Origin of the sequence: Streptomyces cyaneofuscatus (genome assembly GCF_042718795.1) — a bacterium.
Taxonomy (GTDB): Bacteria; Actinomycetota; Actinomycetes; order Streptomycetales; family Streptomycetaceae; genus Streptomyces; species Streptomyces cyaneofuscatus_A.
The window spans coordinates 38055-50363 of the sequence record NZ_JBHXOX010000002.1 but is presented as its reverse complement, the minus strand read 5'-3'; the positions used below and the strand labels follow the sequence as shown (position 1 = coordinate 50363).

The following is a 12309-nucleotide window of genomic DNA, read 5'->3' as shown; positions in this document are numbered from 1 at the left end:
TTACGAAGAGGGAGGGCCCGGGATTCAGGCCCTCCCCGTCCCGCTCTCTACGCGCCTTTCGCCGCCACCAGACCCGGCAGCCGGTTCAGCAGCCGTACCCGGCCGCCGCCCGAGCCCGCGGTCTCGCCGCGCGCCGGCACATGGACAAGCTGGCTGGAGATCCGCTCCTTGGTGAGGCTGTTGGTGACCTCGCCGGTCATCAGCGCCTTCACATCCGCGTTGACCTCCGGCTTCAGCCCCTTCGCCGTGACCTGCCGCTCGAAGTGCTTGCTGCTGAAGAAGACCAGCGCCCCGCCGTCCTCGGTGCGCAGCCCGAGCGGCCCGAACGTGGAGCCGGTCAGCGGCTGGTCGACGTACTGGTACGAGAACCCGGCCCGCCGGGTCGTCCGGCGCGCCTCGCGCCACTGCGAGGTCGCCGTGCTCGGGGCGAAGACGTCCGGGGTGCCCTTCTGCAGGTACTCGGTGTACGCGATGCTCAAGTCGGCCGGAGACACGGTCAGTTCACCGCTCTGCGGGTCCACCGGCGTGGCGAGCCCGTCCTTGTCCCGGGTGAACTCCGGCACCTGGGACGGCGGGACGACCCCGAGATAGGACGCCTTCCACAGCGCGCCGGGGCCACTGCGTACGAACACGACCAGCCAGCGGGTGTCCAGCTTCCCGCCGTCCGTGTCCCGGTTGGAGTCGGTGTCCGCCAGGAACCAGCGCGGCCAGCCTGCCTTCTTCGGGATGACGTAGGTGGCGTCCGTCAACTCCAGCGGTTTGTGCGCCTTGTTGCCGCCGGGGCTGTACGTCTGCCGCGCCTTCAGCCCGGCCTGGTTGATCGCCCCGAGCGACCCCGTCACCCGGTCGGCGTCCAGCGCCGGATCGTACGCCTTGTCCGCCGCGTTGTAGGCGGTGATGAAGTCCGTCAGGGCCTGGGCGGCCTCGGACTCCGTCGCCCCCGGCAGCACCGCCAGCTCGCCGTGCACGGTCACACAGCCGCTCGCGGTCACGCACAGCACCGTGGCCGTCGCGAGCGCCGCCGTCAGCCGACCCACCCCAGGGACTCTCGTCATTCGTTGCTTCTGCGCCTTCCGCATCCGTCGCCCGCACTGACCGTCGAAACCCTACCGGGGCGGCGAACGGCGTGCGGGCGCGGTCCGGATACAGCGTCCGCACCGTGACCCGGCGCCCCGGAGACCGGAGTTCAGGCCGGACGGCGTACGGGAACGACCAGCGGGGCCCCCGTACGCGGATGGGGGAACACCTCGACCGGCTGCCGGTACACCTCGCCGAGCAGCTCCCCGTCGAAGATCTCCCGAGGCGGCCCCACCACCGCGATCCGCCCCTCGTGCAGGACGGCCACCCGGTCCGCGTACGCCGCTGCCAGCCCCAGATCGTGCAGGACCACCACCACCGCGTCCCCGGCGGCGGCCCGCTCCCGGCAGATCCGCAGCACCAGCTCCTGGTGGCGCAGGTCCAGGGCGGCCGTCGGCTCGTCCAGCAGCATCAGCGGGGCCCGTTGCGCCAGCACCCGGGCCAGCGCCACCCGGGCCCGCTCACCGCCGGACAGCTCGGAGAACGGGCGGGCGGCGAACCGGGTCACCTCGGTGGCCGCCATCGCCGCCGCCACGGCCGTATCGTCCTCGTCCTCCAGCTCCGTACCGGCCCAGGGCGCCCGCCCCATCCGTACGACGTCCTCCACCGGGAAGGGGAAGGAGAGCACGGCGGACTGCGGCAGCACCGAGCGGCGCAGGGCCAGTTCGGGCGCGGTCCAGGCGGTCGCCGGGCGGCCGCCGATGAGGACCTCGCCGCTCCCGGGGGCCAGGTCGGCGGCGAGCGCGGCCAGGAGCGTCGACTTGCCGGCCCCGTTCGGCCCGACCAGCGCCACCACCTCACCCGCGTGCGCGGTCAGGTCGACGGCATCCAGCACCTGCCGCCCGCCCAGCCGCACCGAGACCCCCACGGCCTCGACGGCGGCGGAGCCGGGGGCGACGGGCGAAGGCAGCTCCCGGCTCCGTACCGCGAACAGGTCTCTCAGCGTCCTCATGCCCAACCACCTTGCTTACGACGGGTCCTGCGCAGCAGCCAGAAGAAGAACGGGCTGCCGAAGAGCGCGGTCAGCACCCCGAGCGGCAGCTCGGCGGGGGCGGCCACGGTCCGGGCCGCGAGGTCGCCCGCCACCAGCACCAGCGCACCGCCGAGCGCGCTCCCGGGGACGAGGAAGCGGTGTCCGGGGCCGTTCGCCATCCGCAGCAGGTGCGGCACGAGCAGCCCGACGAACGAGATGATCCCGGCGACGGCCACGGCGGCGGCCGTCAGCAGCGCCACCACCAGCACCAGCGTGATCCGCAGCCGCTCCACGTCCACACCCAGGTGGCGGGCGGGCCGCTCACCGAGGGCCAGCAGGTCCAGCTTGCGGGCGTAGAAGGGGGCGATGAGCAGGCCGGCCAGGGCGCACGGCAGGACGGCCAGCACCTTGGGCCAGGTCGCCTGGGAGAGCGAGCCGAGCTGCCAGAAGGTGATCTGGGTGATCTGCGCGTTGTCCGCGAAGAAGATGAACAGCCCGATCAGGGCGCCCGCGAAGGCGTTGACGGCGATACCGGTGAGGATCAGCGTCACGACTTCGGTCCGGCCGCCCGAGCGCGAGAGCGTGTAGACGAGCAGCACGGTGGCGAGACCGGAGATGAACGCGAAGACGGTGATCGTCCAGTTGCCGAAGAACGTCAGCCCCAACGCGATCGAGGCGACCGCGCCGACCGCCGCGCCCGCCGAGATCCCGATGACACCGGGCTCGGCCAGCGGGTTGCCGAACACGCCCTGCATCAGGGCGCCCGCGCAGCCGAGCGAGGCGCCGACGAGCAGCGCGAGGACGACGCGGGGGAGCCGGACGTTCCACAGGACGCTCTCGCCGACCCGGTCCAGCGGCTGCCCGCCGAGCCCGATCCGGTGCTGGAGCGAGGAGAGGACGTCCCCGATGGGGATGGAGTACGCGCCGATGGCGGCGGAGAGCAGACAGCCGGCGAGCAGGGCGAGCGAGAGCCCGACCGTGAGGACGAACGCCTTGCTGCGGGGCGACTTGGGGGCGGCGGCCTTCAGGTCGGCCGCACCGGGCCCGGGGGCCTCCTTGGCTGGTGCGGCCTCGGCCCCCGGGCCCGTGGACTCCGGGTTCGCGGCCCCCGGGTTCGCGGACTCCGGGCCCGCAGACTTCGGGCCCGCAGACTTCGGGCCCGTGGACTCCGGCTCCCCGGTGCGTTCCTCGTACGAGGTGGTCACTGGCCCTTGCCGCCCTTCGGGTACAGCTGCTCGACGATCTCGGCGAGCACCCGGTCGGTGCGCGGGCCGTAGTTCAGCAGCACGCCGTCGTCGATCGAGACGACCCGGCGGTCCATCCCGGCGGGCGTCTCCGCGATGCCGGGGATCTTCACCAGACCGTCCATGCCGCCCACCGAGTCGAGCCCCTTGCTCATCAGCAGGATCGCGTCGGGCGCGGCCTTGGCGAGCGCCTCGCTGGTGATGGCGGTGAAGTCCTTGTCCAGCCCGGACATCTTGCCGGCGTCGACCGCGCCCGCCGCCTCCAGCAGCGAACTCGCCCCCGACTCCGCGCCGCCCAGCAGATAGACGGAGGCCGAACCGCGCAGGTAGAGGAAGGCCACCCGGGGCTTCTTGCCGTCCGCGTGGTCCGGGATGGTCTTCTGCACGGCGGCGATCCGGGACTCGGTCCGCTTCTTCAGCTCGGTGCCGGCCGCCGGTACGCCGAGCACCTCGGCGACCGTGTCGATCCGGCGGCCGACGTCGTCCAGTCCCTTGGCGGGCTCGACGACGACCAGCGGGATGCCCGCGTCGCGGATCTGGTCGATCGCCTCGCTCGGTCCGGTCGTGGTGTCGGCGAGGACGACGGTCGGCTTCAGCGAGAGCACGCTCTCCGCCGAGACGTCGTGGGCGCGGGTCACCACCGGGAGCTTCTCGGCCTGTTCGAAGGTGGCGGTGATGTCCCGGGCGACGACCTGCTTGCCGAAGCCGAGGGTGAAGACGATCTCGCTCAGCGATCCGGTCAGCGGCACGATCCGGTCGGTGGAGTCGACCGTGACCTTCGTACCGTCCGCCGAGTCCACCGTCACCGGCAGCTTCGGCGCGGGAGCGGCGGCCAGCGGCTCGACCCGGTCCGCGTCGGCGGAGCTCGTGGCGCCCTTCGTCCCCGCCGATGCGGAATCGTTGCCTCCGCCGCAGCCCGTCAGCAGCAGGGCGAGGGCCATCGCGGCAGTGAGGGCGGCGCCCGCCCGGCCGCGGACCGGCCGACGGCCGAAGGCCTGCCCGCTGCCCGGGCCCTGAGGGCCTCTCGGGGCGAAGTCCTGCGTGATGCGCACTGGGCACCGTCCTGTCGTTCTGCGGCCTGCGATGGGTGATGAGTGGGTGGAGCGGCGGGTCGTTCGGATGTGACGGATGTGTCAGTTGTGTGGAGATGGCGGAGGGGTTCCGGCACGGGCTGCGAATACCTTAGGTTAGCCTTACCTGCACTTCCAGCCCTCGGAGGGGTCCCTCATGCTGTCGTCCAGATCCGCCCGCGCGCTCGCCGTCGCGCTCCTCGCGGTGCTGCTGGGAGCCCTGCTCCCCGCCACCACCGCGCAAGCGGCCAGCCGTACGGTGCAGGGCGGACGGCTGGACTGGGGCATCAAGTCCTCCTTCCAGAGCTACGTCACCGGCCCCATCGCCCAGGGCAGTTGGAGCCTCACCGGCGGCGCCGCCACGGTCGGCGGCAGCCAGTTCCGCTTCCACTCCGCGAACGGCTCCTACGACCCGGCGACCGGCGCCCTCAGCTCCGGCTTCTCCGGCGGGGTCCACTTCACCGGCCACAAGAAGGCCGACGGGACCAACGAGCTGGACCTCGTCATCAGTCGCCCCACCATCAAGATCAACGGCGGCAGCGGCACGCTCTTCGCCGACATGGTCAGCAAGGAGCGGGGGACCGGCAAGGTCAGCAACCGCTCCCAGGTGCCGCTCGCCACGCTCGGCCTCGGCGGCATCAACATGAAGGGCGGCTCCACGCCCATCGCCCTCACCAACGTCCCCACGACGCTGACCGCGCAGGGCGCGTCCGCCTTCGCCGGCTACTACACCGCCGGTACGCCGCTCGACCCGATCAGCCTCTCCGTGGACAGCAACGCCCCGGCCGAGCAGCCGAAGCCGGCCCCGTCCGAGACGAAGGACGAGGGCGCCAAGAAGGGCGAGGACGAGAAGGAGAAGGAGAAGGACGCCGAGAAGGCCAAGGACAAGGAGAGGGCGGGCCGCTTCGAGGACGCCGCCGTCGACTGGGGCGTCCGCCGCACCTTCCGCGAGTACGTCACCGGCTCCATCGGCCAGGGCAAGTGGACGCTCGCCGACGGCGCCCAGGACGGCGGGGCGCTCTTCCGCTTCCCGCAGGGCAAGGGCACGTACGACGCGAAGAAGCAGACGCTGGACGCGGACTTCGGCGGCAGCATCCACTTCACCGGCGCCCACGACCTCGACCTCAAGTTCGCCGGTGTCACGGTCGCCGTGACCAAGGGCGAGGGCACCCTGTCGGCCGACGTCACGAGCGCGGGCACCACCCGCGAGGACGTCCCGCTGATCACCTTCGCCGCCAAGGACTTCGCGCCGAAGGAGGGCCTCGCCGTCCTCACGGAGGCGCCCGCCACGCTCACCGAGGACGGGGCCAAGGCGTTCGGCTCCATGTACAAGGCGGGCACGGAGATGGACCCCGTCTCGCTCGCCGTCGCCGTGGACGGCAAGGCCGAGCTGCCCCCGCTGCCCGACCTCGGCAGCGAGCCGACGGCCGCCGCCGAGCCCACCGCGAAGGCCTCGGCCGAGCCCTCCGCCGCACCGGCCGCCGCCGCTTCCGATTCGGGCTCGGGCGCCGGTACGTACGCCGCGATCGGCGGCGGTCTGCTGCTGCTCGCCGCGGCCGTGACGTTCTTCGCGCTGCGCCGCCGCAAGGCCGGCCAGGCCCCCGACGCCGCCTCCCCGGGCTCCGACGCCACCTCTACGGGCCCCGACGCCCCCCAGACCTCCTGACGGCGCCCCTCATGAGCGCTTTACGGTTTCTCATCCCCTCCCCCCACGCCTCCCTTCCTCCCCCGTTGCCTTAGGAGACCCACCGACATGGCAGCAACTCGCCGCCCCATAGCCCTCGCAGCAGCCGTCGCCACGGCTGCCGCTCTGGGCGCGACCTTCGCCCTCCCGGCCTTCGCGGCCGACGGCGCCCGCGCCGAAACCGCGGCTGACGCTGCCGCCGCGGCCGGTGCTCCCGCTGCGGCCGGCGCCCCCGCCGCAGCCGGTGCTCCCGCACCGTCCGTCTTCAAGCTGGAGTCGGGGACCCTGGACTGGGGCCTCTACCACGGCTGGCGCGACATGATCGGCAAGATGAAGGGCACCGCCACCCTGGCCGACGGCGTTACCCAGAACGCGGACGGCACGTACAAGTTCCCCTTGGACAAGGGGGAGTACGACCTCGGCAGCCACGGCGTGACGTCCTCCTTCAAGGGCAGCGTGCACTACGAGGCGCACGGCGGGATCCTGGACATCAAGCTGTCCGACGTCAAGGTCGTCACGGTCGGCAAGACCGGGAAGATCACCGTCGATGTCACCACCAAGTCCCCGGGCAAGGAGCCCGTGGTCAGCAACGACCTGGCGATGGTCACGCTCGACCTCAGCGGTGTCGACCCCACCAACGGTGCCGAGGGCATGAAGTACGCGGACATCCCGACCGCCTTCACCAAGGAGGGCGGCGCGGTCTTCGTCCACTACACCGAAGGCATGCCCGCCGACCCGGCCACGCTGGCCGTCAAGCCGGCCAAGCCTCCGGTCGAGCCGCCGCCGCCCGTCGACCCCCCGGTCGACCCGCCGGTGAAGCCCCCGGTCAAGCCGCCTGTGGACCCGCCGGTCAAGCCCCCGGTGAAGCCGGCCCCCGGCGAGGCCGCCAAGCCCACCAGCGGCCCGGTCGTCGACGGCACCCTGGACTGGGGCCTCAAGAAGTCATTCCGCTCGTACGTCGTCGGCCCCATCGCGCGCGGCAAGGTCGAGACGAGCGACGGCGCCACCGCCAACGCCGACGGCTACCGCTTCACCAAGGCCACCGGCCGGCTCGACGCCGAGAAGAACAGCCTCGACGCCCAGTTCCAGGGCAAGGTGCGCTTCCTCGGCCACGAGACCGCCGGTGCCTACAAGCTGGACCTCTCCCTCAGCAACCTGAAGATCGACATCCAGGGCACCACGGGCAAGCTCATCGCCGACGTCTCCAGCAAGGACATGACGTCCGGCGAGGTCGACACCTCCACCGCCCTGCCCTTCGCCGACCTGAAGGTGCCCGCGGGCGCGCTCACCGCCAAGGAGGGCATCGTCACCCTCAAGGGCATCCCGGTGACGCTCACCGAGGAGGGCGCCGAGGCCTTCATCGGCCAGTACGACAAGGGCGACGAGCTGGACGCCCTGAGCGCCGCCGTCTCGCTCGACAAGGACGCCACGCTGCCCCCGGGCGGCTCGACGGGCGGTTCGACGGACTACGAGAACTGCGCCGCGGCCGAGGCGGCCGGCGTGACGCCCATCAAGAAGGGCGAGCCCGGCTACGCGGCCCACCTCGACGGTGACGGCGACGGCGTGGCCTGCGAGTCCGGCGAGTCCGGCGGCTCGGGCTCCACCGGCGGTTCCACCACGGGCGGTTCCACCACCGGCGGCGGCACGGTCGGCGGTTCGACCACCGGGGGCTCCACCACCGGCGGTTCGGTCGGCGGCTCCGGCGCCCTGGCCGCCACCGGCTCCGACGTCCCCACCGGCGTCCTGATCGGCGCCTCCGGCCTCGTCGTGGCGGCCGGTGCCGGCCTCGTGGTCGCGGCGCGCCGCCGCCGTGGCGCCACCGCCTGATCAACTCCGCACCAGCCGCGGGGCCGTATCCACCGGGTACGGCCCCGCGGCCGTTCCCCGGTGGTGCTTGAATGCGCACGTGAACGACTACGACGTACCCCGGGGCATCGACGTCCTGCGGGTGTTCTGCGGACCCGACGGACGCCACGGCAACGCCCTCGGCGTCGTACGCGACGGACTCAGCCACCCCGACGAGGCGTCGCGGCAGCAGCTCGCCCGGCAACTGGGCTTCAGCGAGACCGTGTTCGTCGACGACCCGGAGCGCGGCCGGGTGGACATCCACACCCCCGGCCTCCGGCTGCCGTTCGCCGGGCACCCGCTGGTCGGCGCCGCCTGGCTGCTGGACCTGGAGGTCCTGGAACTGGCCGTCGGGGACGTGTTCGCCCGCCAGGACGGGGAGTTCACCTGGATCACCGCCCGCCCCGAGTGGGCCCCGCCGCGCACGTTCCAGCAGTACGCGAGCGCGGACGAGGTGGAGGCACTGCCGGGACCGCCGCCCGGGGAGGGCTGGCTCTACACCTGGGCCTGGGAGGACGAGGCCGCCGGACGGGTCCGCGCGCGGGCCTTCCCGAGGCGCGGGGAGGGCGTCGAGGAGGACGAGGCGACGGGCGCGGCGGCCCTGCTGCTGAGCGCACACCTCGGCCGGGCCCTGAACATCACACAAGGACGCGGCTCCCAGATCCTCACAGCACCCGCGCCGGACGGCACGGTGGAGGTAGGGGGCCGCGTCCTGATGGCCGTCCGGGGCTGACCCCGGACGGCCTCGCAAGCAGTACGACGTACGGCAGGAATTACGCGCTGAGCGGGAACACCTCGCCCAGCTCCCGGAAGACCGCGGTGTTCAGCGCGAAGGCGCGCTTGCACTCCTCGACGATCCGCTGCTTCTCCAGGTCGTCCGCGTTCACCCCGTCCAGCAGCTCCCGGTAGCCCCGCTTGAAGGCGGCCGGGTTGGTGATCTCCTCGAAGACGTAGAACCGCACGCCGTCGCCCTTGCGCTCGAAGCCCCAGGTCTTCTCCGCCTTGTCGCGGATGATCTGGCCGCCGGAGAGGTCGCCGAGGTAACGGGTGTAGTGGTGCGCTATGTAGCCGGCGGGCCAGGTGCGCGCGCACTCGGTCACCCGGGCGGCGTACGCGGCGGTCGCCGGCAGCGGCTCCAGGCCCTCGCGCCAGTCCTCCCCGCGCAGGTGCGCCAGGTCGCGCTCCAGCGCGGTGGAGCGCATCAGCTCGGGCTGGATGAAGGGCCCGGCTACCGGGTCGTTCCGCAGGGCCTCCGCGCCCTCCTCCAGTGCCTGGTAGACGAACCACAGCTGCTCGGTGTAGCGCGTGTACGCGTCGACACCCAGCCGCCCGCCGAGCAGGTCACCCATGAAGGTCGAGGTCTCGGCCTCGGTGTGCTGTTCGTGCGACGCGGTGCGGATGAGCGTCGAGAAGGGAGTGACGGTGGCGGTTGCGTCCAAGGCGGGCCTCCGGGGACCGAGGGGGACGGGAAGTCCAGAAACAGACGGAGATATCGGCAGGCGACCGCCGCAACGCTGCGGCGGCGCGTGCCGTACGCCGATCCTCCTACTTAGGTTTACCTAAGTCAATTGGTTCCCGACTGTCTGTCGGTAAAAAAATACGCGACAAGGCAGGGTGCTGCCCCTTTGCGAATAATTTGTCCTGATTACGGCAGGGTGAGGATCTCCGCACCGGTCTCCGTGACCACCAGCGTCTCCTCGAACTGCGCGGTCCGCTTACGGTCCTTCGTCACCACGGTCCAGCCGTCCTCCCACATGTCGTACTCGTGGGTGCCCAGCGTCAGCATCGGCTCGATGGTGAACGTCATGCCGGGCTGCATCACGGTGGTCGCGTTCGGGCTGTCGTAGTGCGGGATGATCAGACCGGAGTGGAACGAGGAGTTGATCCCGTGCCCGGTGAAGTCGCGCACGACGCCGTAGCCGAACCGCTTGGCGTACGACTCGATGACCCGGCCGATGACGTTGATCTGCCGCCCCGGCTTGACCGCCTTGATGGCCCGGTCCAGCGACTCCCGGGTGCGCTCGACGAGCAGCCGCGACTCCTCGTCGACGTCACCGCAGAGGTAGGTGGCGTTGTTGTCGCCGTGCACCCCGTTGATGTACGCGGTGACATCCAGGTTCACGATGTCCCCGTCGCGCAGCACGGTGGAGTCGGGGATGCCGTGGCAGATGACCTCGTTGAGCGAGCTGCACAGCGACTTCGGGAAGCCCCGGTAGCCGAGGGTGGAGGGGTACGCGCCGTGGTCGACCATGAACTCGTGCGCGACCCGGTCGAGCTCGTCCGTGGTCACGCCCGGGGCGATGTGCTTGGCGGCCTCCTCCATCGCCTGCGCGGCGATGCGGCCCGCGATCCGCATCCGCTCGATGGTGTCGGCGTCCTGGATCTCCGGGCCGGTGTACGGCTTCGGGCCCGGCTTGCCCACGTACTCGGGGCGCCGGATGTTTCCGGGTACGGAACGGACGGGAGTGATCTCCCCTGGTACGAGAAGCGACTGGCCAGACATGCCAGCGAGTCTAACCAGGGGTCCCGGGGGCACCATGGCGATAAGGAAAGGAGCAGTCGATGGCCCTGTTCAAGAAGCGCACGGTCGGCAAGCCGGGCGAGTGGTACTACTGCCTGGAGCACAAGAAGGTCGAGGAGGGCCCGGAGTGCCCTGCCCAGAACCGGTTCGGCCCCTACACCTCCCGCGAGGCGGCCCAGCACGCGATGGACACGGCCCGCGACCGCAACCTGGAGTGGGACACGGACCCGAAGTGGCACGACGAGGACAAGGGCAAATCAAGCCCGCCCGGCGATTGAGGCCGTCTTTCCCAGCCGCCGGCGCCTGAGGCCGCACCCTTTCAGCCCGTCCGGCGATTGAGGACGTCTTCCCAGCCCCTCCGGCGTTCGAGGAGCGGGGTACGGGGCGGAGCCCCGGGTCATCCCTCCACCCGGGCCTCCCGCCTCCGCACCGCATCCTCATCCGTCTCCGAGTCGTACCGCACCAACTTCGGCAGCGCCGCCGTCAGCAGCGCCACCGACGCCACACACGCCACCCCGCCCGTCCAGATCGCCGACCGGGTCCCCGTCCAGCCCGCCATCGCCCCGGCCCGCACCTGCCCGAGCTGCGGTCCCACGCTGTACGAGAGCACCTCGATGCCCGCCAGCCGCCCCCGCAGCTCCTCCGGAATGGTCTGGTTCCAGATGGTGGACCGCCCCAGCCCGCTCAGCATGTCGCCCGCCCCGGCCACGCCCAGGCAGAGCAGCACCACCCACACGCTGGAGAACCAGCCCGCGGCCGCGATCGCCAGCCCCCACACCGCCGCCCCGAACACCACGAACAGCCCGTGCCGCCGCACCCGGGACGTCCAACCGCTGGTCAGCCCCAGCGCCAGCGAGCCCACCGAGCCCGCCGCGTACATCAGCCCCAGCGACCACTCCGCGTCCAGCTCGTCCGCCAGGAACGGGAAGATGGTGTTCGGGAAGGCGAAGAACATCGCCGCCAGATCGATCGCGTACGTCCCCAGCAGCACCGGCCGGCTCCAGGCGTACCGGGCCCCCTCCGCGATCCCGCGCAACGACGGCTTGGCCGCGTCCCGGGACGGCGGTGCGGGCGAGAGCCGCAGACAGAGCAGGACCGAGGCGGCGAACGTGCACACCGTCACCGCGTACGCCGTGCCGTGACCGGCGTACGCCACCACCAGGCCGGCCAGCGCCGGGCCCGCGATCGCCCCGATCTGCCAGCGCAACGAGTTCAGGGCGGCCGCCGCCGTCTGCTGGGCATGCGGCACGATCCGGGCCATCAGGGAGTCCAGCGCGGGCCGCTGGAGCCCGGCCAGGGCGGCGACCCCGCCGGCCACCACGTACAGCGGCCACAGCAGCGGCTCCGGGAGCAGCGCGTTGACCAGCAGGATCGCGGCGAGCACGCCGAGCCCCGCCTCGGTGAGCAGGATGACCCGGCGCCGGTCCACGGCGTCGGCGAGCGCCCCGCCGTACAGCCCGAAGACCACCAGCGGCACCAGCTCCACCGCCCCCATCGCCCCGACCGCGAGCGGCGAGCCGGTGAGGTGCTTGATCTGGAGCGGCAGCGCGATGAGGGCCATGAAGCTGCCGAAGTACGTGATCAGCCCCTGGATCCACAGCAGCCGGAAGGCGGGCGAGGAACGCCACGGCGAGAGGTCCGGCAGCAGGGCGCGGAACCGCGACGGGGGCGGGGAGGCAGGGGGAGCTTCGGTCACAAAGGGCCATGTTCGGTACGGGAGGGTGCTTCGGGCAAACCGATTTCCCCGCCGGACGTACGGCGAGGCGGGCCGGGGGGCGTACGGCGAGGCGGATCGGGGGTCGTAAGGCGAGGCGTACCGGACCGTACGGCGAGGCGGACCGGGGGCCGTACGGCGAGGCAGACCGGGCTGTGCGGCGGGGGAGATCGGGCCTCCG

At 72.0% G+C, this 12309-nt stretch carries 11 protein-coding genes; 4 read left to right on the top strand and 7 right to left on the bottom strand.

The window, feature by feature from the left end; all coding sequences use genetic code 11:
• Positions 1 to 47 precede the first annotated feature (47 nt).
• From ACFWRT_RS01885 to ACFWRT_RS01870, 4 genes are all read right to left on the bottom strand, one after another.
• Positions 48 to 1055: an SCO2278 family lipoprotein gene (locus ACFWRT_RS01885; RefSeq protein ID WP_380949537.1), complete on the bottom strand. Its 1008-nt coding sequence runs from the start codon at positions 1053 to 1055 to the stop codon at positions 48 to 50.
• A gap of 131 nt (positions 1056 to 1186) precedes the next feature.
• Positions 1187 to 2029 carry a heme ABC transporter ATP-binding protein gene (locus ACFWRT_RS01880; protein WP_380949538.1) on the bottom strand — a complete coding sequence of 281 codons (843 nt, stop codon included), beginning with the start codon at positions 2027 to 2029 and terminating at the stop codon, positions 1187 to 1189.
• Positions 2026 to 3255 (bottom strand): FecCD family ABC transporter permease, encoded by a 1230-nt coding sequence (locus ACFWRT_RS01875; protein ID WP_380949539.1) that lies wholly within the window; start codon positions 3253 to 3255, stop codon positions 2026 to 2028. Before ACFWRT_RS01875 ends, ACFWRT_RS01880 begins: the two co-directional genes overlap by 4 nt.
• A complete protein-coding gene (locus tag ACFWRT_RS01870) occupies positions 3252 to 4346 on the bottom strand; it encodes a heme/hemin ABC transporter substrate-binding protein (protein WP_380949540.1) in 1095 nt (364 codons plus the stop codon). Before ACFWRT_RS01870 ends, ACFWRT_RS01875 begins: the two co-directional genes overlap by 4 nt.
• Positions 4347 to 4521: 175 nt before the next feature.
• Here ACFWRT_RS01870 and ACFWRT_RS01865 point away from each other — a divergent pair, with 175 nt between their 5' ends.
• From ACFWRT_RS01865 to ACFWRT_RS01855, 3 genes are all read left to right on the top strand, one after another.
• A complete protein-coding gene (locus ACFWRT_RS01865) occupies positions 4522 to 6030 on the top strand; it encodes an HtaA domain-containing protein (protein ID WP_380949541.1) in 1509 nt (502 codons plus the stop codon).
• Between the two features lie 87 nt (positions 6031 to 6117).
• Complete coding sequence (locus tag ACFWRT_RS01860; RefSeq protein WP_380949542.1) at positions 6118 to 7875, top strand: HtaA domain-containing protein; 1758 nt, start codon at positions 6118 to 6120, stop codon at positions 7873 to 7875.
• Between the two features lie 79 nt (positions 7876 to 7954).
• Positions 7955 to 8626: a PhzF family phenazine biosynthesis protein gene (locus ACFWRT_RS01855; RefSeq protein WP_380949543.1), complete on the top strand. Its 672-nt coding sequence runs from the start codon at positions 7955 to 7957 to the stop codon at positions 8624 to 8626.
• Positions 8627 to 8666: 40 nt separating this feature from the next.
• Here the strand turns inward: ACFWRT_RS01855 and ACFWRT_RS01850 are convergent, their stop codons facing one another.
• Both ACFWRT_RS01850 and map read right to left on the bottom strand, forming a co-directional pair.
• Positions 8667 to 9332 (bottom strand): biliverdin-producing heme oxygenase, encoded by a 666-nt coding sequence (locus ACFWRT_RS01850; RefSeq protein WP_380949544.1) that lies wholly within the window; start codon positions 9330 to 9332, stop codon positions 8667 to 8669.
• Between the two features lie 206 nt (positions 9333 to 9538).
• Entirely contained in the window at positions 9539 to 10396 is an 858-nt protein-coding gene (gene map / locus ACFWRT_RS01845; RefSeq protein ID WP_380949545.1) for a type I methionyl aminopeptidase, read from the bottom strand.
• 59 nt (positions 10397 to 10455) lie between these two features.
• Between map and ACFWRT_RS01840 the strand changes: the two genes are divergently transcribed.
• Positions 10456 to 10692, top strand: a complete 237-nt coding sequence (locus ACFWRT_RS01840) for a hypothetical protein (protein ID WP_326706170.1) — start codon at positions 10456 to 10458, stop codon at positions 10690 to 10692.
• A gap of 119 nt (positions 10693 to 10811) precedes the next feature.
• On the opposite strand, the gene ACFWRT_RS01835 is transcribed toward ACFWRT_RS01840, so the two are convergent.
• Positions 10812 to 12110, bottom strand: a complete 1299-nt coding sequence (locus ACFWRT_RS01835; RefSeq protein ID WP_380949546.1) for an MFS transporter — start codon at positions 12108 to 12110, stop codon at positions 10812 to 10814.
• Positions 12111 to 12309 lie beyond the last annotated feature (199 nt).